16 protein-coding genes, 2 tRNA genes and 1 pseudogene are annotated in these 19,898 nt (G+C 59.7%); 13 read left to right on the top strand and 6 right to left on the bottom strand.

What is annotated here, in order from left to right; all coding sequences use genetic code 11:
- Positions 1–105 precede the first annotated feature (105 nt).
- Positions 106–1,821, top strand: coding sequence for a proline--tRNA ligase (locus V476_RS18715; protein WP_016567429.1), 1,716 nt, complete (start codon positions 106–108; stop codon positions 1,819–1,821).
- 65 nt (positions 1,822–1,886) lie between these two features.
- Entirely contained in the window at positions 1,887–2,843 is a 957-nt protein-coding gene (locus V476_RS18710) for a lipoprotein (RefSeq protein ID WP_003390980.1), read from the top strand.
- Positions 2,844–2,891: 48 nt separating this feature from the next.
- Here V476_RS18710 and dinB read toward each other — a convergent pair whose 3' ends face one another.
- On the bottom strand, positions 2,892–3,953 hold the full coding sequence (dinB, locus tag V476_RS18705) for a DNA polymerase IV (protein WP_003364753.1): 1,062 nt from the start codon (positions 3,951–3,953) through the stop codon (positions 2,892–2,894).
- Positions 3,954–4,214: 261 nt separating this feature from the next.
- Between dinB and V476_RS18700 the strand changes: the two genes are divergently transcribed.
- From V476_RS18700 to V476_RS18680, 4 genes and pseudogenes are all read left to right on the top strand, one after another.
- A tRNA-Met gene (locus tag V476_RS18700) sits at positions 4,215–4,291 on the top strand.
- Positions 4,292–4,593: 302 nt separating this feature from the next.
- Positions 4,594–4,670, top strand: a tRNA-Met gene (locus tag V476_RS18690).
- 374 nt (positions 4,671–5,044) lie between these two features.
- Positions 5,045–7,662 (top strand): annotated as a pseudogene (gene mprF / locus V476_RS18685) (bifunctional lysylphosphatidylglycerol flippase/synthetase MprF).
- Positions 7,662–8,996 carry a virulence factor family protein gene (locus V476_RS18680; RefSeq protein WP_024664742.1) on the top strand — a complete coding sequence of 445 codons (1,335 nt, stop codon included), beginning with the start codon at positions 7,662–7,664 and terminating at the stop codon, positions 8,994–8,996. Before mprF ends, V476_RS18680 begins: the two are co-directional and overlap by 1 nt.
- A gap of 86 nt (positions 8,997–9,082) precedes the next feature.
- Here the strand turns inward: V476_RS18680 and V476_RS18675 are convergent, their stop codons facing one another.
- Positions 9,083–10,978 (bottom strand): potassium transporter Kup, encoded by a 1,896-nt coding sequence (locus V476_RS18675; protein WP_003390988.1) that lies wholly within the window; start codon positions 10,976–10,978, stop codon positions 9,083–9,085.
- Positions 10,979–11,311: 333 nt separating this feature from the next.
- On the opposite strand from V476_RS18675, the gene V476_RS18670 reads away from it, so the two are divergent.
- The 6 genes from V476_RS18670 to tsaA all read left to right on the top strand — a co-directional run bounded on the left by V476_RS18670 (position 11,312) and on the right by tsaA (position 16,648).
- Positions 11,312–12,403, top strand: coding sequence for a catalase family protein (locus V476_RS18670; protein ID WP_003390991.1), 1,092 nt, complete (start codon positions 11,312–11,314; stop codon positions 12,401–12,403).
- Positions 12,404–12,714: 311 nt separating this feature from the next.
- Complete coding sequence (gene rimO / locus V476_RS18665) at positions 12,715–14,058, top strand: 30S ribosomal protein S12 methylthiotransferase RimO (RefSeq protein ID WP_017278892.1); 1,344 nt, start codon at positions 12,715–12,717, stop codon at positions 14,056–14,058.
- A 102-nt stretch (positions 14,059–14,160) separates the two neighbouring features.
- Positions 14,161–14,601: a GNAT family N-acetyltransferase gene (locus V476_RS18660; protein WP_003390997.1), complete on the top strand. Its 441-nt coding sequence runs from the start codon at positions 14,161–14,163 to the stop codon at positions 14,599–14,601.
- A gap of 92 nt (positions 14,602–14,693) precedes the next feature.
- Positions 14,694–15,404: an rRNA pseudouridine synthase gene (locus V476_RS18655; RefSeq protein ID WP_003339519.1), complete on the top strand. Its 711-nt coding sequence runs from the start codon at positions 14,694–14,696 to the stop codon at positions 15,402–15,404.
- Between the two features lie 79 nt (positions 15,405–15,483).
- Positions 15,484–15,945: a YehS family protein gene (locus V476_RS18650; protein WP_024960243.1), complete on the top strand. Its 462-nt coding sequence runs from the start codon at positions 15,484–15,486 to the stop codon at positions 15,943–15,945.
- A 10-nt stretch (positions 15,946–15,955) separates the two neighbouring features.
- Complete coding sequence (gene tsaA, locus V476_RS18645) at positions 15,956–16,648, top strand: tRNA (N6-threonylcarbamoyladenosine(37)-N6)-methyltransferase TrmO (protein ID WP_024960244.1); 693 nt, start codon at positions 15,956–15,958, stop codon at positions 16,646–16,648.
- A 96-nt stretch (positions 16,649–16,744) separates the two neighbouring features.
- On the opposite strand, the gene fpr is transcribed toward tsaA, so the two are convergent.
- Positions 16,745–17,524, bottom strand: coding sequence for a ferredoxin-NADP reductase (fpr, locus tag V476_RS18640; protein ID WP_002554680.1), 780 nt, complete (start codon positions 17,522–17,524; stop codon positions 16,745–16,747).
- Positions 17,525–17,647: 123 nt separating this feature from the next.
- On the opposite strand from fpr, the gene V476_RS18635 reads away from it, so the two are divergent.
- On the top strand, positions 17,648–18,574 hold the full coding sequence (locus V476_RS18635) for a LysR family transcriptional regulator (protein ID WP_003339525.1): 927 nt from the start codon (positions 17,648–17,650) through the stop codon (positions 18,572–18,574).
- A gap of 19 nt (positions 18,575–18,593) precedes the next feature.
- On the opposite strand, the gene V476_RS18630 is transcribed toward V476_RS18635, so the two are convergent.
- The 3 genes from V476_RS18630 to V476_RS28630 form a co-directional block, all read right to left on the bottom strand.
- Positions 18,594–18,959: a diacylglycerol kinase gene (locus V476_RS18630; RefSeq protein ID WP_003314336.1), complete on the bottom strand. Its 366-nt coding sequence runs from the start codon at positions 18,957–18,959 to the stop codon at positions 18,594–18,596.
- Positions 18,960–19,042: 83 nt separating this feature from the next.
- On the bottom strand, positions 19,043–19,690 hold the full coding sequence (gene erdR, locus V476_RS18625; protein ID WP_024960245.1) for a response regulator transcription factor ErdR: 648 nt from the start codon (positions 19,688–19,690) through the stop codon (positions 19,043–19,045).
- Between the two features lie 15 nt (positions 19,691–19,705).
- The gene (locus V476_RS28630; protein ID WP_004418676.1) at positions 19,706–19,888 is read right to left on the bottom strand and encodes a hypothetical protein; all 183 of its coding nucleotides are present in this window, start codon (positions 19,886–19,888) and stop codon (positions 19,706–19,708) included.
- Positions 19,889–19,898 lie beyond the last annotated feature (10 nt).

The following is a 19,898-nucleotide window of genomic DNA, read 5'->3' as shown; positions in this document are numbered from 1 at the left end:
AGCGCTTCAACGCCACCTGCAAGCCAGCCGCGCCCTGTACGCGACCGGCACAGCGCCGTACAATGCCAGGTCATTTCCTGTCTCAGCAACCGACAACGGCCAACCATGCGCACCAGTCAATTTTTGCTCGCCACACAGAAAGAAACCCCTTCCGATGCGGTCGTGGTCAGCCATCAGCTGATGCTGCGCGCCGGCATGATTCGCAAGCTGGCCTCCGGCCTCTACACCTGGCTGCCCATGGGCCTGCGCGTACTGCGCAAGGTCGAAGCCATCGTTCGTGAAGAAATGGACGCCGCAGGCGCACTCGAAATTCTGATGCCCGGCATTCAACCCGCAGAACTGTGGCAGGAATCCGGACGCTGGGAGCAGTATGGCCCGGAGCTGATGCGTCTGGTCGACCGCCACAACCGTGAGTTCTGCCTGGGCCCGACCCACGAAGAAGTCATCACCGATCTGGCACGCAATGAGCTCAACAGCTATAAACAGCTGCCGATCAACCTGTACCAGATCCAGACCAAATTCCGTGACGAGATCCGCCCGCGCTTCGGCCTGATGCGTGGACGCGAGTTCGTCATGAAAGACGCCTACTCGTTCCACGCCGATCACGAATCGCTGCAGGTCACCTACGACCGCATGCATCTGGCGTACAGCAACATCTTCACCCGACTGGGCCTGAAGTTCCGCCCGGTCGAAGCGGATAACGGCTCGATTGGTGGCGCCGGCTCGCACGAATTCCACGTACTGGCCGAATCCGGCGAAGACGATATCGTGTTCAGCGACGGCTCTGATTACGCAGCCAACATCGAAAAGGCCGAGGCGATTCCTCGCGAGAAGACGCGCCCTGCCGCGACCGAAGAGCTGCGTCTGATCGACACGCCGAACGCCAAGACCATCGCCCAACTGGTCGAAGGTTTCGGTCTGCCCATCGAGAAAACCGTCAAGACGCTGGTGGTGCATGCTGCCGAAGAAGGCAAGCTGATCGCCCTGATCATCCGTGGCGATCACGAGCTCAATGAAATCAAGGCCAGTCAGCTGGAACAGGTCGCCAATCCGCTGGTCATGGCGTCCGAAGCCGAGCTGCGCGACGCCATAGGCGCAGGCGCGGGCTCACTGGGCCCATTGAACCTGCCACTGCCGTGCATCATCGACCGCTCTGTCGAGCTGATGAGCGACTTCAGCGTCGGTGCCAACATCGACGACAAGCACTATTTCGGCGTCAACTGGGAGCGCGATCTGCCGGTTCCGACCGTTGCCGACCTGCGCAACGTGGTTGCGGGCGACCCAAGCCCGGACGGCAAGGGCACGCTGGAAATCAAGCGCGGCATCGAAGTGGGTCACATCTTCCAGCTGGGCACCAAGTACAGCGAAGCGATGAAGTGCCAGGTGCTGGGTGAAAACGGCAAGCCGGTCAATCTGGCGATGGGTTGCTATGGCATCGGTGTTTCCCGAGTGGTTGCAGCTGCCATCGAACAGAACAGCGACGAAAACGGCATCATCTGGAATGACACCCTCGCGCCGTTCCAGATTGCGCTGGTCCCGCTGCGCTACGAGACAGACGCCGTTCGTGAAGCGACGGACAAACTGTACGCCGACCTGACGGCTGCCGGTTTTGAAGTATTGCTCGACGACCGCGACAAGAAGACCAGCCCGGGCATCAAGTTCGCCGACATGGAACTGATCGGTATCCCGCACCGCATCGTGGTGAGCGACCGAGGCCTGGCCGAAGGCAATCTGGAATACAAGAGCCGTACCGAATCGCAACCGCAAGCCATTGCGGTCGCGGACGTGCTGTCGTTCATCCAGGGCAAAGTGAACCGCTGAGTCAAAAGGCGCACCTGCTCGCAGGTGCGCCGCTCTTCACTCGCCCAATCCGCATCAGAGATCCCATGCTCAAACGAAGCACCTTAAGCCTCGGCAGCGCCGTTCTGTGCGGCTCATTTCTCGTCGGCGGCTGTGCCAACCAGCTCTCTCAGCGCAGCGAGCACGAGGAGCGAGTCGAACGCAAACTGCTCGAACATACCCTGCAAGTCGATATCGGCGAACCCAAGACACTGGAGTTGCCGCAACGCCGCGTGCGGATTCACGAGCACAAATCGTTCGAGGTCACCGACTTTGAAGTCACCCGCCACTATGACCGCTACACGCCTTACCAACCGTGGCGGGAGGTCTACGAGATCCCGCTCGGCGCAGTCGCTGTTGTCGCAGGTGTCGGGGCCAACGTGGTCAACGTGTTTGCGCTGGGCAATTTGCCGGAAAGCATGACCAAGGACTGGATTCACTATGGCGTGGCAGGTCTCAACCCGTTCATGAATGCCCCGTCCCACGGTCGCGCCGAGCAGAATCTGGCGAGCATCGACGAGGTTCAGAAAGACAAGCGAATCGAGAACTCCACCCTGCCCTGGAATGAACGCCCGGTGATGGTCAAGGCCGGCAATGAAACTCACGAAATGAGCACTGACCGCAACGGCATCCTGCGCCTGAACCTGCTGGACAGTCCGTTTGCCGAACAGGACCTCAGCCGCATCACTCGCATTTATATCAACGTCGAAGACGATCAGGACAGCGCGCACACGAGCGCCAGTTTGCCCATCAGCCATTCGCTACGCGGCAAGCTGCTGGAGGCGCACGCCCTGATCTACGACGACCTTGAAGATGATGAGGTCAGCCAGTGGGTGCATCGCGTCAAGCGTCTTTCTGATATGGGGCTGGAAGAAGAAGCCAGCGAGCTGGAACAGAACCTGATCGAACTGACGCGCAACGATCCACAGTTGCAGGGTGAATTTCTCAAGTCACTCGCCAGAGACGCTGGCCGCCTGGTCGCCGTTCCTGCCCAGAGCCAGTAACAAGTGCCTGTAACATGAAAGGCCGCGGCGTATAACCGCGGCCAGTCATTATCGAGAGAACAATTCCAGCTGTTCATGGGCTGCACGCAGATCGTGCAGACGCACGCCTATGCCCAGCAATCGCACCGGCTTGCCACCGCGGGCGAACGCCTGAGCCAGCAGCTGCTCATAACTGCCCAGATCCCTTCCGGCCCCGGATTGTTCGAGAGTCGTCTGCGTAAAGTCGTGAAACTTCACTTTGACGAACGGCTTGCCGGGCCGGTACTGCCCTTCCATTCTGGCCATACGGCCACTCAGGGTTTCCAGCAGGTCGGGCAGTTTTTCCAGGCAGGCCGCCAGATCGGGCAGATCCGTATCGTAAGTATTTTCAACGCTGACTGACTGACGTCGGCTGTCATTCTGCACCGGTCGGTCATCGATCCCGTGAGCCAGACTCCAGAGGCGCTCGCCAAAGCTGCCGAATTCCCGAACCAGCGCGAGCTTGCTGCGGCTTCGCAGGTCGGCGCAGTCGACGATACCCAGCCGGCCGAGCTTGTCTGCGGTGACCTTTCCTACGCCATGAAGCTTGGTGACCGGCAAGGAAGCGACGAAATCCTCGACCTGATCCGGCGTGATGACGAACAAGCCGTTGGGCTTTTTCCAGTCGCTGGCGATCTTGGCGAGAAACTTGTTGGGCGCAACGCCCGCCGACACGGTGATGTGCAACTGATTCGAGACCCGACGACGGATGTCCTGCGCGATGCGCGTGGCGCTGCCGGAAAAGTGCCCGGCCTCGGACACGTCCAGAAAGGCCTCATCCAGAGACAACGGCTCTATAAGGTCGGTGTAATCCCGAAAGATCGTGTGAATTTCCCGCGACGCTTCTTTATAAGCATCCATGCGCGGCTTGACGATGGTCAGGTCCGGGCAGAGCTTGAGCGCATGCCGGGAGGACATGGCCGAGCGCACGCCATACGCGCGCGCCTCGTAATTACAGGTCGCAATCACCCCGCGTCGCTCCGCAGAGCCGCCTACCGCCAGCGGCTTGCCAGCGAGGTCGGGCTCGTCACGCATTTCAATGGCTGCATAAAAGCAGTCACAGTCGATGTGGATGATTTTGCGCTGCGTCATGACCTGATGGGATTTTGCAATCAATGGCCGCGCAGTATCTCATTCGTACCGCCAAGTAACATCCAATGATGCGAAAGGTCGCCATGAAAAGTAGTCAAACGCCCATCATGCATGACCGAAACAGCTGCAAAGCCCCGTCATGCAAGCGCCAATACCATGCAGACCGATCATCTGGATCCGCTAAGCGTTTGAAGAAAAAGCACTTTTTTGAAACTAACCATTGACACCTCGTCATCTCTCTGTAGAATGCCGCCACACAGACGCGGGATGGAGCAGTCTGGTAGCTCGTCGGGCTCATAACCCGAAGGTCGTCGGTTCAAATCCGGCTCCCGCAACCAAACATCAAAAAAGGCTACTCGAAAGAGTGGCCTTTTTTGTGCGCGCCTGAAAAGCACCCTTCCCAAGCCCGGACATCGGGCCATGCCTCGCGCAGATATACAGCGCTCTCCGGCACCCTGCGGCGAATCCTGACGGCCTGGCCGTACGCTTTCCTGATAATGCTCCACGCAGGCATGCTGCTCTGAAAACCGGTCACCCGACCCCAAGCGTGCAAAATCTGCAAAATCCGCTACTCATTTGCATACTTTGCGGATTAAGGGTTGACACTTCAGCGTTCGGCTGTAGAATGCCGCCACACAGACGCGGGATGGAGCAGTCTGGTAGCTCGTCGGGCTCATAACCCGAAGGTCGTCGGTTCAAATCCGGCTCCCGCAACCAAACATCAAGAAAGGCTACTCGAAAGAGTGGCCTTTTTTGTTTCCGGTAAAAAAGCAATGCGGACAACGACTAACTGTCTGACAAAAAAGACTATTTCCAAAGTCCTTTGAAACCCTATCATCACATCTGTAACGTAATACGTGCATTTACGACAGTTTTTGCGTGCGCTGCCGATAGGTGTTACTAAGCTGAATCACGACTGAACCGTAGCTGAACAGCATCACCCGGCTCGATTCGCTATTCGCTCGTTAGACGTTGACGCGCTAACATCCTGAAATATTTTCTGCGTAGGGATTGGTAACTTGGCTGCATACCTCCATCCTGTCGCGCACGATCCAAGGAGTGATTGATGCGCGACAACATGTCCGATTCCAATGAAACCATTGATGCAGAGCAACCCGTCAGCCCACCGCGCCATAACTGGCGGGAGCTGCTGAGCAAATACCGACAGCCCATAGGGCTGGCGGTGATGCTGCTGTTGTTCAGCCTGGCCCTTATAGCCTGCCGCCACATGCTGGTCGAAATGGACTGGTATGCGCTGCACGATTCGCTGTTCGCAGTCCCCCTGCCCGCCTTGGGCGGTGCGCTGCTCGCGGCAATCGTCGGCTATATCATCCTGATGGGCTATGAACTGTCCGCCAGTCGGTACGCCAATGTCGACCTGCCAATCAAGACGCTGCTTCTAGGCGGCTTCACCTCATTTGCCATCGGCAATGCGGTCGGCCTGTCGATGCTGTCCGGTGGCTCGGTGCGCTACAGGCTTTATTCACGCCATGGCGTAGGCGCAATCGAAATCGCCCGCATGACCGTGTTCGCCAGCCTGTCACTGGGTTGTGCGTTGCCTCCACTGGCTGCACTGGCCACGTTGAGCAACCTGTCAGGCGCGTCACTGGCACTCAAACTTCCCGTGGACGTGCTGGCTGTAGTCGCTACAGCGGTGTTGATCGGAAGTCTGTTGCTGGCGGTGTTCGTCTACCGTCGCCGCCTGCCGGAACAGGACATCCCGCACAATATTCTGGTTCGCCTCGGTCGTCGCACCTTGCGCCTGCCAGATTTGAAGCTGACGCTGATTCAGCTGGTGATCACCGCGCTGGACGTCGCCGCCGCAGCGATGGTGTTGTACCTGCTGCTGCCGCATGCGCCGCCGCTGGGTGCATTCATCCTTATATACCTGCTGGCGCTCGCGGCCGGCGTGCTCAGCCATGTGCCTGGCGGCGTCGGCGTGTTCGAGGCGATTCTGCTTGCGGCCTTTGCCAACGAGCTGGGTGCCGCCCCGCTCGCCGCTGCGCTGCTGCTATATCGCCTGATCTACGTGATCCTGCCGCTGCTGCTGGCCTGCCTTACCCTGCTGTTTACCGAGGCCCAGCGCCTGCTGCCGACCCGGCAGGCCATGCGCGTCGCTTCAGGGCTGGCGGCACCGATTCTGGCACTACTGGTTTTCTTGTCGGGGGTGGTGCTGCTCTTCTCTGGTGCCACCCCTGAAATCGACACCCGTCTGGAAAACGTCGGCTTCATGATCCCGCATCGGCTGATCGATGCGTCGCACTTCGGGGCCAGTCTGGTGGGTGTGCTGTGCCTGCTGCTCGCCCAAGGCCTGCGTCGTCGACTGTCGGCTGCATGGATGCTGACCTCTATTTTGCTGCTGGTCGGTGCAGTGCTGTCGATACTCAAGGGCTTCGACTGGGAAGAAGCCAGCATGCTGCTGCTGACCGCCTGCCTGCTGCTGACCTTCCGCCGTTCGTTCTACCGTCCAAGTCGCCTGCTGGAGCTGCCGTTCTCGCCGGTCTACCTGATTGCCAGCATCTGTGTGGTCGGTGCCTCGATCTGGCTGCTGCTGTTCGCCTATCAGGACGTGCCCTACAGTCATCAGTTGTGGTGGCAGTTTACCCTCGATGCAGACGCCCCGCGCGGCCTGCGTTCGGCGCTGGGCAGCGCAGTGCTGCTGGTCGTGGTTTCGCTGACCTGGTTGCTGCGTACCGCCAGACCGGTCATCAAGCTGCCCGACGCGGCAGACCTGGACAAGGCAGCCGAGATCCTCAAAGCATCCAAACAGCCGGATGGCGGCCTGGTGCTGACCGGCGACAAGGCAATCCTGTTCCATCCGGCCGGCAATGCGTTCCTGATGTACTCGCATCGCGGCCGCAGCCTGGTAGCGCTTTACGACCCGATCGGCCCCACACAGCAGCGTGCCGAGCTGATCTGGCAATTCCGCGACCTGTGCGACGTGCACCATGCGCGTCCGGTGTTCTACCAGGTACGTGCAGAAAACCTGCCGTTCTACATGGACATCGGTCTCACGGCCATCAAGCTGGGTGAAGAAGCGCGCGTCGACCTGCGTCGCTTCGACATCGACGCCAAGGGCAAGGAGATGAAAGACCTGCGTTACACCTGGAACCGGGGTGGCCGCGACGGTCTTTCGCTGGAAATCTACGAACCGGGCCAGGCGCCGATCGACGAGCTGAAAGTGATTTCCGACGCCTGGCTGACGGGCAAGAATGTCCGTGAAAAAGGCTTCTCGCTGGGCCGCTTCAGTACTGAGTACCTGAAGTACTTCCGCATTGCCATCGTGCACTTCCAGGGCAAGCCGGTCGCGTTCTCTAACCTGTTGGAAACCACCAGCCCGGAACTGGCCAGCCTGGACCTGATGCGCTCTCACCCGGATGCACCCAAGCTGACCATGGAGTTCATGATGGTCGGCCTGATCCTGCATTACAAAGCCCAAGGCTACGCGCGCTTCAGCCTGGGCATGGTGCCTTTGTCGGGCCTGCAGCCACGACGCGGCGCACCCATCACCCAGCGTCTGGGTTCGATGATCTTCCGCCGTGGCGAACAGCTGTACAACTTCCAGGGGCTGCGTCGCTTCAAGGACAAGTTTCAGCCCGATTGGGAACCTCGTTATATGGCCGTGCCTGCCGGACTCGATCCGCTTGTGGCACTGGCTGACACCGCCGCCCTGATTGCGGGCGGCCTGACTGGATTGGTGAAACGCTGATGATTCGACGCTCCTGGCGCCTTTTGCTCGCAGCTCTGGTAATTGTTCTTTTAATCGTGGCGCTGGGAGTCTGGGTCTGGACCCGCCCCGCTCCGCCCGCATCACTGGAACACTCTAACCTTGACGGTGGCGCGCCGCTGACCAGCGTAACGCCGGCCACCAGCATCAAAACCCGTATCGCACTGGCCGTCACCGCTGAAGACATGCTGACCGACAAGCAATTGCTGGCGATCAGCAAGGATGCGTCGGCACGCATCATTCAGGTGGTGTTGCCCAAGGACGACTGCGTCCTGCAGCAGAAGACCTTTCAGGACGCTCTGACGAAGCTCGACGGCCCTGCAAAGGTCGTCGGTGGCATAGGCCCTGGCGCGACACTGGCCTGGCGCTGGCTGGCCGGACAGACCGATGACAAGGCGCAGGCCATTTCAGTAGATTTCGCGCTCGAGCATGCCTCGAACCCACCGCCCGTTTTGGAAGAAGACGAAAAGCCGCCACAGATCTGCGACGTACCGCTGCCACAAAAGGCTGCGCACGGGCACTGGCTGGCCGCCTGGAACGACGCGCCGGATGATCCGAGCGCAGCCTTCGTGCGCGACCAGACCAACGCCGACACCAGCATCAGCGACTACGACATTCCGCTGCCTCAGGTGCTCAACACCGAACTTCGTCATCTGCTGCTCGGCGAAAATGACAGTGGCGGACTGGGCATACCGACGGTCGAAGTCCCGGCCAGCCAGCCTTCCGACACCGTGACGCTGTTCATGTCCGGTGACGGCGGATGGCGCGACCTGGACAAAGTCGTGGCCGGCGACATGGCCAAGATGGGTTACCCGGTGGTAGGCATTGACGTACTGCGCTACTACTGGGAACACAAGACGCCGGAACAGACCGCCGTCGACCTCACCGACCTGATGAACCACTACCGTCAGAAATGGGGCACCAAGCGCTTCATCCTGGCGGGCTATTCGTTCGGTGCGGACGTCATGCCGGCGATCTACAATCGCCTGGCCGCAGACGATCAGAACCGGGTGGACGCGATCATTCTGCTGGCCTTTGCGCGCACCGGCAGCTTCGAGATTCACGTTGACGGCTGGCTCGGCAACGCGGGCAAGGAAGCCACCACAGGACAGGAAATGGCCAAGCTGCCAGCCGCCAAGGTGTTCTGCGTTTACGGCGTCGAAGAGAAGAAAGACAGCGGTTGCACTGACACTACCGCCGTCGGCGAAGCGGTTCAGTTGCCAGGCGGTCATCACTTCGACGAGGACTATCCGGCGCTGGCCAAACGCCTGATCGACGCGATCAACAAGCGTCAGGGCAAGACTGCCGCTCAATAACGCTGCAGTTTGCTACCAAAAAAATCCCGGCACCGTGAGGTTGCCGGGATTTTTTTATCTGCGCTGCCGGACAGCCCGGTCAACGTTTACATCTCCACTTGGGTACCCAGCTCGATCACCCGATTGAACGGCAGCTTGAAGAAGCGCAGGTTGCCGTTGGCGTTCTTGAGCATGAAGGCGAACAACGCTTCACGCCAGCGCGCCATGCCATCCATCTTGGACGGGATCACCGTCTCGCGGCTGAGAAAGTACGTGGTGCGCATCGGACTGAAGTCCAGCTCCGGCAAATGACACAAGGCCAGTGCAGCCGGTACATCGGGCTCATCGATAAAGCCGAAGTGCAGGATCACCCGATAGAAGCCTTCGCCATAGGATTCGACTTCGAAGCGCTGAGCGGACGGCACACGCGGCGAGTCTTCATACACCACCGTCAACAGCACCACTTGCTCGTGCAACACCTGGTTGTGCAGCATATTGTGCAGCAGCGCGTGGGGCACGGCATCCGAACGTGCAGTCAGGAACACCGCCGTGCCCTGTACCCGATGCGGCGGCTGGACGCGAATACTGCCGATGAAGATCGGCAATGGCAGGCCGCCCTCGTCGATTCGCTCCGCGAGCAATTGCTTGCCGCGCTTCCAGGTGGTCATGAGGATAAACAGCACCGCGCCCGCCAGTACCGGGAAAGCCCCGCCCTGGAAGATCTTCGGCACGTTGGCCGCGAAGAACAGACCGTCCACCAGCAGCAGGCAGATCAGCAGCGGAACGGCCAGCAACGGCGGCCATTTCCAGAGCATCAGCATGACCGTGGACACCAGAATGGTGGTGCAGAGCATGGTCCCGGTCACCGCGACGCCGTAGGCAGACGCCAGCGCGCCAGACGATTCGAAGCCGATTACCAGCAGAATCACACCCGCCATCAGCGCCCAGTTGACGGCACCGATGTAGATCTGGCCTTGCGCGTCGCTGGAGGTGTGCTGGATGTGCATGCGCGGAATGTAGCCCAGCTGGATCGCCTGCAGTGTCATCGAGAAGGCACCGGAGATCACCGCTTGCGAGGCAATGATGGTCGCCATCGTCGACAGACCGATCAGTGGCAGCAGCGCCCAACCCGGCGCCAGCAGGTAGAACGGGTTACGAACCGCTTCAGGGTTGCCCAGCACCAGCGCACCCTGACCGAAATAGTTGAGCAGCAGCGCAGGCAGCACGAGGATGAACCAGGCACGCGAAATCGGCTTGCGGCCGAAGTGGCCCATGTCGGCGTACAGCGCCTCGGCCCCTGTCAGGGCAAGCACCACAGCACCCAGAATGGCCACACCGATGCCCGGATGGATGATGAAAAAATTCACACCCCATGCCGGGTTCACCGCTTTCAGCACTTCCGGCGACTGCATGATGCCGTAGACACCCAGCGCGCCGAGCACCAGAAACCAGATCACCATCACCGGGCCGAACAGCACGCCGATGCGCGCGGTGCCATGACGCTGAATCAGAAACAGGCCCACCAGCACAACCAGCGCCATGGGCACGATCCAGTGATCGAGGCCATCGAACGCCAGTTCCAGCCCTTCCATCGCCGACAAGACCGAAACTGCCGGGGTGATCATGCTGTCACCGTAGAACAACGCGGCACCGAACAGTCCGAACACCACCATCATCATTTGCAGCCGGGGATGTTTGGCCGACGCTCGCCGCGCCAGGGCCATCAGCGCCATGATGCCGCCCTCGCCCTGGTTATCGGCACGCAGTACGAACGCCATGTATTTGAAGGAAACCACCCAGATCAGCGACCAGAAGATCAGCGACAGCACGCCGAGAATCGCGTCATGGGTCACGTCCACACCGTAACCACCCTGAAACACCTCCTTGAGGGTGTACAGCGGACTGGTGCCGATGTCGCCATAAACCACCCCTACCGCGGCGATCAGCAACCCGATGGGCTTGGCAGCGCCGCCGGCCTCCGCATGACTGTTTGCTTGACTCATCCACTACTCCCGGAAACCAGACATGAGGTTCAACACTGAGAACATCACAAGGCGTAACAATTCAGATTCAGCCAGGCATTGACATGCCTCGGCGCGATGGCGCGAAGCATAACGCAGCACTCGTCGTAATTCTTGGTGAAACGCAGATCATCGCAACGATCCGGCCTGCCTCCCTACCTTGATCACTGCCTGTTGAGGGAGTTTTTCGAGGCAACGTTTCTCATGGAACGACAAAAATATCGGCCGGTCATTAGTTAAGCCTGCCGCATCAGGGGTCTACAAGAACCGCATCGACGCCCGGGCACCCTGATTACCTCTGACCGAGATGCCCTGATGACCACACAAAACCTGACTGTCCAGCCGTTGCCCTTCCAGCCCTCATTTGAAGTCGTCCCGGACGATGAAGCGCAGACCAGCAAAGAGCTGGTCGAAGCCATGCACTCCATCCTGGAGACCACGTATCAAGACACAGGGCACGCCATTCGCAGTGTGCACGCCAAGGCCCATGGCTTGCTCCACGGTCAGATTCAGGTTTACGACGACCTGCCCGAGCCGTTGGCCCAGGGTGCCTTTGCCAGGCCCGGCAACTTCCCGGTGGTCATGCGCTTCTCGACCAACCCGGGCGACATTCTCGACGATAAGGTGTCCACGCCCAGAGGCCTGGCCATCAAACTGGTCGGCGTCGAAGGCCCGCGCTTGCCTGGCAGCGCAGAGGCAACCACTCAGGATTTCGTCATGCAAAACGCCAAGGCCTTTACCGCCAAGGACCCCAAGGCCTTCCTGAAGACCTTGAAGCTGCTGGCCAAGACGACCGACAAGGCGCCGAGCATGAAACGCGCGCTGTCTGCCGTCCTGCGCGGCATCGAGTCGGTGATCGAGGCTGCCGGGGGCGAAAGTGGCACACTGAGAAGTCTCGGCGGGCATCCGATGACCCACATCCTGGGCGAGACATTCTACACCGTCGTACCGTTTCTATACGGCCCCTACTACGCCAAGCTCAGCGTCGTGCCCGTCTCCGCCGAGCTGATTGCGCTGACCGACAAGGCTGTGGACCTGAAAGACAACCCTGACGGTCTGCGCGAAGCGGTCAAAGCGTTCTTTATTGAACACGATGCCAGTTGGGAAGTCCGCGTCCAGTTGGCCACGGACCTGGAGAAAATGCCGATCGAGGACGCCTCGGCGATCTGGCCGGAAGACCTCAGCCCTTACGTAACCGTCGCTCGAATCGATGTGCCCCGCCAGTCATCGTGGTCGGAGCAAAACATCCAGGAAATCGACGAAGCCATGGCATTCAGCCCATGGCATGGCCTTGAGGCGCATCGTCCGTTGGGCGGCGTCATGCGCGTGCGCAAACCGGCCTATGAACACTCGGCGGGCTTTCGCAGTCAGCACAACGGTTGCCCGATGCATGAGCCGCGCCGCTGAGAGCATGTGAAAGTCAGTTCAGGCCTGCACAGGTGGGCCTGGACTTCATTCAAAATGTCACCGTCACCCGTTGCAACATCGGCCATCCTCCTCGATACACTGCGTGTAACCGACTTATTGTCGGTGGTGATGCAATCGGCCAAGCACGCGCTGGCCCCGGCTGCCTCTCGCGTACGTCGTAATTCTCATGCAAACGCTGGTCATCCTGCCCACTCGCCGCTAGAATTGCGCACTTTTTGATCAGAGGCGCAGCAAGCGCCCAGTCAGCGCCTGCGCTTCGCGCCCGGGCGCCCTTCACGCCGAGGTTTGCCATGTCCACCGTCACCACGCCGTCCGCCCCCAAGGTTGGATTCGTTTCACTGGGCTGCCCAAAGGCACTCGTTGACTCTGAACGCATCCTGACCCAGCTGCGCATGGAAGGTTACGAAGTCGTTGCGACCTACGAGGACGCAGACGTAGTGGTGGTCAACACCTGTGGCTTCATCGATACGGCCAAGGCCGAGTCGCTGGAAGTGATCGGCGAAGCCATCAAGGAAAACGGCAAGGTCATCGTGACCGGCTGCATGGGCGTCGATGCGAGTGTCATTCGCAATGTGCATCCGAGCGTGCTGTCGGTGACCGGCCCGCAGCAGTACGAGCAGGTGGTCAACGCGGTGCACGACGTAGTGCCGCCCCGCAAGGATCACAATCCGTTGATCGACCTGGTGCCGCCACAAGGCGTCAAGCTGACCCCGCGTCACTACGCGTATCTGAAAATTTCCGAAGGCTGCAACCACAGTTGCAGCTTCTGCATCATCCCGTCGATGCGCGGCAAACTGGTCAGCCGCCCGGTGGGTGATGTGCTGGACGAGGCCAAGCGCCTGGTCAAATCCGGTGTGAAGGAACTGCTGGTTATTTCCCAGGACACCAGTGCCTATGGCGTTGACGTCAAATACCGCACCGGTTTCTGGGACGGCCAGCCGGTCAAAACCCGCATGACCGAGCTGTGCCAGGCGCTGGGCTCGATGGGTGTCTGGGTGCGTCTGCACTACGTCTACCCGTACCCGCACGTCGACGAGCTGATCCCGTTGATGGCCGCTGGCAAGATCCTGCCGTACCTGGACATCCCGTTCCAGCACGCCAGCCCGAAAATCCTCAAGCTTATGAAACGTCCGGCCTTCGAAGACAAGACCCTGGCACGCATCAAGAACTGGCGTGAGCAGTGCCCTGACCTGATCATCCGTTCGACCTTCATCGTCGGCTTTCCCGGCGAAACCGAAGAAGACTTTCAGTACCTGCTGGACTGGTTGACCGAAGCGCAGCTGGACCGGGTTGGCTGCTTCCAGTACTCGCCGGTTGAGGGCGCGCCTGCCAATCTGCTGGACGCGGCCATCGTGCCGGACGACGTCAAGCAGGATCGCTGGGATCGTTTCATGGCTCATCAACAGGCAATCAGCGCTGCTCGCCTGCAGATGAAGATCGGCAAGGAGATCGAAGTGCTGATCGACGAAGTCGACGATCGTGGTGCCGTGGGCCGCTGCTTCTTCGACGCCCCGGAAATCGACGGCAACGTGTTCATCGGCCTGGAAGACGGCAGCACCGTTCAGCCCGGCGACAAGATCATGTGCCGGGTGACCGATGCCGACGAATACGACCTGTGGGCCGAGGTGCTCTAAGCACTCTCCCTGGTCGCAAGCGAAAGCCCTGCCCTTTAACCGGCAGGGCTTTTTCGTCTCTGGCTGCTGTCTATCCAGGACAAGCTGAAAGGAGGACACGAGATGCCGTTGTATACGCCGGATACCCACGATTACCCGGAATTGACCGAGGTATGGGAACGCTCGGTGCGCGCGACCCATGACTTTCTGCCAGACGCCTACATCACCCGGCTCAAGGTGCTGCTGCCGCAATATCTGGGCAGTGTGACCCTGTTCTGTACCCGGGATGAGCAGCTCAACATCACCGGCTTTGCAGGCACGCGTAACAGCCGTCTGGATATTCTGTTCATCGAACCTGACCATCGCGGCCAGAAGCTGGGCACACAGCTGCTGAATCATGCAATCGAGCAGTTCAATATCCGTGAACTGGACGTCAACGAGCAGAATACGCAGGCGTTGGGGTTTTACCGCAGGCATGGTTTCGAGGTTGTCAGCCGCTCTGAAGTCGATGGTCTGGGCCAGCCTTACCCCATGCTCAGAATGCGCCTGACCGGCCGTCACTGACACCGATTGCAGCGCAAATGCAATGTTGCCGCGATTAACCGTCGCCGGGCGGTTACAATGGCGACTTTATTTTAGCAAACGGCTTTTTTGTCATGACAGACCCCATTCGCCTTTCCAAACGCCTTATCGAGCTGGTCGGTTGCTCCCGCCGGGAGGCCGAACTGTTTATCGAGGGTGGCTGGGTCACTGTGGACGGCGAGGTCATCGAAGAGCCGCACTTCAAGGTCAGCACCCAGAAAATCGAGCTCAGCCCGGACGCCAAGGCAGACTCCCCGGAGCCTGTGACGATCATCCTGCACAAACCCGCCTCGGCAAGCGCAGAAGAGGCTTTGCAGATGATTACGCCGGGCACGCTCTCCGTAGAGCACAGCTACAGCAAGCGTCCGCTCAAGGGTCATTTCATGCGCCTTGAGGCGATTTCAAGCCTGCAGGCCAATGCCAGCGGCTTGATGGTGTTCAGCCAGGACTGGAAGATCCTGCGCAAGCTCACCGATGACCGCAGCAAGATCGAGCAGGAATACGTGGTGGAGATCTCGGGCGAGATGGTTGCTCATGGCCTCAACCGGCTGAACCACGGTCTGACCTACAAAGGCAAGGAGCTGCCAGCCGTGAAAGCCAGCTGGCAGAACGAGAACCGCCTGCGTTTTGCGATGAAAAATCCGCAGCCCGGCATCATCGCCCTGCTGTGCGAGGCCGTCGGCCTGAAGATCGTCGCCATTCGCCGCATCCGCATCGGCGGCGTGTCCATGGGCAAACTGCCCGAGGGCCAGTGGCGCTACATGACGGCCAAGGAAAAGTTCTGACCCTCGCGCCAACCACCTTATTACAGCGCGCATGACCACCGTCATGCGCTGCCCTACGACTTATCAGGAAATACGCCTCATGATGAACAACGATGTACTGCGCAGCGTGCGCTACATGCTCGATATCAGCGACAGCAAGGTTGTCGAGATCACCGCACTGACCGGTTTTGAAGTGTCGAAGAGCGATGTCGTCGCTTTCATGAAAAAAGAGGAAGAAGAAGGCTACCTGGATTGCAGCGATGAAATCATGGCGCACTTCCTCGATGGCCTGGTCTACTTCAAGCGTGGCAAGGACGAAAGCCGTCCGCCACAGGCGATCGATTTGCCGATCACCAACAATATCGTCCTGAAAAAACTGCGCGTGGCGTTCGAACTGAAAGAAGACGATATGCACGCCATCCTCAAATCGGTCGACTTCCCGGTTTCCAAACCAGAACTAAGCGCTCTGTTCCGCAAGGTCGGACACACCAACTATCGCGCCTGTGGCGATCAACTGCTGCGCAATTTCCTCAAGGGCCTGACCCTGCGCGTGCGCGGCTGAACCAGCCTCGATGAGCTACAACGTTTCCCCTGTCGGCTTCGTGCGCTCCTGCTTCAAGGAGAAATTCGCCATCCCGCGCCAGCCACAGCTGGCCCCGGCGGCACGCGGGGTGCTGGAGCTGTTGGCCCCTTTCGATCAGGGTGAAGCGGTTCAGGGGCTGGAACAAGTCAGTCACGTCTGGCTGCTGTTTCTGTTCCACCTGGCGCTGGAAGACAAGCCCCGCCTGAAGGTGCGCCCGCCGCGCCTGGGTGGCAACCAGTCGATGGGTGTGTTCGCCACCCGCGCAACCCATCGCCCCAATGGCATCGGCCAGTCGGTGGTTAGGCTGGACAAGGTCGAGCCTGGGCGACTCTGGCTGTCCGGCATCGACCTGCTGGATGGCACGCCGGTGCTGGACATCAAGCCCTACGTACCCTACGCCGATGCAATTGGCGATGCGACCAATCACATCGCCAGTGCTGCGCCAGCCCTGATACCGGTGCACTGGCAAAACGCCGCGCTGCAACAGGCTCGTGAACACGCGCTGCGCCTGAATGAGCCGCTGGTCGAACTGATCGAGCAGTGTCTGGCCCAAGACCCGCGCCCGGCCTACCAGCTACCCACGCCGGAACGTCGCTATGGCGCTCAGTTCTGGGATCTGGACGTGCGCTGGCACTACCCGCAAGCGGGTGTGATTTGCGTGCTGGAAGTACTGCTCGCCTGAAGCTGCTGCTGGTCTGAACTGATTGGGGCGAAAAAATCCGCGCAACAAAAACCCGCCTGATCCACTCAAGGACGAGGCGGGTCTTGTGCAGCCGGCTTACTTCTCGACGAACGCACGCTCGATCAGATAGTCGCCCGGCTCACGCATACGCGGCGAAACGGTAAGGCCGAAGCTGTTGAGCACTTCGCTGGTCTCGTCGAGCATGCTCGGGCTGCCGCACAACATCGCACGGTCATCCTGCGGGTTGATCGGCGGCAGGCCGATGTCGCTGAACAGCTTGCCACTGCGCATCAGGTCGGTCAGACGACCTTCGTTCTCGAAGGGCTCGCGGGTGACGGTCGGGTAGTAGATCAGCTTGTCACGCAGCGCTTCACCGAAGAACTCATTCTGCGGCAGATGCTCGGTGATGAACTCGCGATAGGCGACTTCGTTCACGTAACGCACGCCGTGGCAGAGGATGACTTTCTCGAAACGCTCATAGGTCTCGGGATCCTGGATGACGCTCATGAACGGCGCAAGGCCGGTACCGGTGCTCAGCAGGTAAAGATGCTTGCCCGGCTTGAGATCGTCCAGCACCAGCGTACCCGTAGGCTTCTTGCTGATGATGATCTCATCGCCTTCCTTGAGGTGCTGCAACTGGGAGGTCAGCGGGCCGTCAGGCACCTTGATGCTGAAGAATTCCAGATGCTCTTCCCAGTTCGGGCTGGCAATCGAATAAGCACGCATGAGCGGACGACCGTTTGGCTGCTGCAGACCGATCATCACGAACTGACCGTTCTCGAAACGCAAACCAGGGTCGCGGGTGCACTTGAAACTGAAGAGGGTGTCGTTCCAGTGGTGGACGCTGAGGACACGCTCGTGGTTCATGTTGCTCATGTACGTGAGGACTCCTGAAAAAAAAGTGCGCGCAGAAGCACTGCGCTATTGCGCGACATTCTAGTGGCAGACACAATATCTGTTAAATGAATTATCAAGATATAGGTTATCGGTTATATAGATATGCGATTTACTCTCCGTCAGCTCCAGGTATTTGTGGCCGTCGCCCGGCAGGAAAGCGTCTCCAAAGCCGCGGTACTGCTTTCGCTTTCGCAGTCGGCTGCCAGCACCTCCATCACCGAGCTGGAGCGCCAGTCGAGCTGCCAGCTGTTTGACCGCGCCGGCAAGCGCCTCAGCCTCAACGCCACCGGCAGGCAATTGCTGCCGCAAGCTGTCGCGCTGCTCGATCAGGCCAAGGAAATCGAAGACCTGCTCAATGGTAAATCAGGCTTCGGCTCGCTGGCGGTCGGGGCGACGCTGACGATCGGCAATTACCTGGCGACCCTGCTGATCGGCGGCTACATGCAGCGCCACCCGGAAAGCCAGGTCAAGCTGCATGTCCAGAACACCGCGCATATCGTGCAACAGGTTGCGCACTACGAGATCGATCTGGGCCTCATCGAAGGCGATTGCAGCCACCCGGACATCGAAGTGCAATCCTGGGTCGAAGACGAACTTGTGGTGTTCTGCGCCCCGCAGCATCCGCTGGCCAAGCGCGCCCAGGTAACCCTGGAAGAGCTGACCCATGAAGCCTGGATTCTCCGGGAACAGGGCTCCGGCACACGCCTGACCTTCGACCAGGCGATGCGTCATCATCGTAACGGGCTAAATGTCCGACTGGAGCTCGAGCACACCGAAGCCATCAAACGCGCAGTCGAGTCCGGGCTGGGCATTGGCTGCATCTCCAGACTGGCGCTACGCGATGCCTTTCGTCGCGGCAATCTGGTGGAACTGGCCACGCCGGAGCTGGACCTGGCCAGGCAGTTCTACTTCATTTGGCACAAACAGAAATACCAGACCTCGGCCATGCGCGAGTTTCTCGAGCTGTGCCGCGCGTTCACCGCCGGGGTGCAGCGCAGCGACGAGATCGTGCTGCCCAGCCTGTATTGACGAGTCTGTATGAAAGGCGTCAGCCCAGCAGAATGATCGCCCACACCAGACCGATCATGCTCAAGGCGATGAACTGGGCAGCACTGCCCATGTCCTTGGCGTTCTTGGACAGCGGGTGCAAGTCCAGGGAGATACGGTCAATGGCCGCCTCTACGGCCGAGTTAAGCAGCTCGACGATCAGCGCCAGCAGGCACACGGCAACCAGCAGGGCATGCTCGCCCTTGCTGACGTGCAGGAAAAACGACAGCGGAATCAGGACCACGTTGAGCAGTACCAACTGGCGGAAGGCCGCTTCACCTTTGAAGGCTGCGCGCATACCGTCCAGTGAGTAACCAGCGGCGTTAAGAATACGTTTCAGACCGGTTTGGCCTTTGAAGGGCGACATAGAGAGGCTGCTGTGTAAAAAAGATGAGGAAAGCTAAGGCAATAAAGGTCAAAAAAGCGTGAATACTCGCAACCTGAAAGCCGTCAGCTGGACGAAATGGACTCAAGCTGCTGTAACAACAATGCTGCCTGGGTACGCGTGCGTACGCCAAGCTTGCGGAAAATCGCCGTGACATGTGCCTTGATGGTGGCTTCGGACACGCTGAGCTCGGAAGCGATCTGCTTGTTCAGCAAGCCTTCACAGACCATCGTCAACACTCGAAACTGCTGCGGCGTCAGGCTGGCAAGGCCTGCGCTGGCAGCCTTTGCTTCGTCTGAAACACTGATCACTTCATTGACCTGCGGCGGCCACCAGACGTCACCATCAAGCACCGTGCGTACCGCCTGCTGAATGACTTCCAGCGAGCTGGATTTGGGAATGAAGCCGCTGGCACCAAACTCTCTGGAGCGCACCACGATAGAGGCTTCTTCCTGCGCCGAGACCATCACCACCGGTATCTGCGGGTACTGGCCACGCAACAGGACCAGCCCTGAGAAACCATAGGCACCAGGCATGTTCAGGTTCAGCAGAACCAGATCCCAATCAGCTTTTTCCCCCAGCCGCGACTCGAGCTGAGCAATGCTTTCTGCCTCGACCAGCCTTGCGTCAGGCCCCAGGCCGATGCTCAGCGCCTGATGCAGCGCACTGCGAAACAGGGGATGATCATCAGCGATCAGGATGTCGTAGGTCATGTAATGATCCTGTTTTTATAGTGAGGGGCCGAAGAATCGGCCGCCCAGCGAGGCTGGCGAACGCTCGGCGCGAAACCCGTAGCGGGCTCCGGCGCACTGCCAGACCAGATGAATCGGCTTCCAGGCGGCGCCAAGCATGCCCAGCATGGCCATGACGGTCAAGCGCGAAGCGTCGATACCCGGGAACATAGATGGCAATTAGCCAAAC

The sequence above is a fragment of the Pseudomonas syringae KCTC 12500 genome (assembly GCF_000507185.2).
Classification (GTDB): Bacteria; Pseudomonadota; Gammaproteobacteria; order Pseudomonadales; family Pseudomonadaceae; genus Aquipseudomonas; species Aquipseudomonas syringae.
Note: the sequence above shows the minus strand (reverse complement) of the source record. Positions and strands in the feature narration are given on the sequence as shown.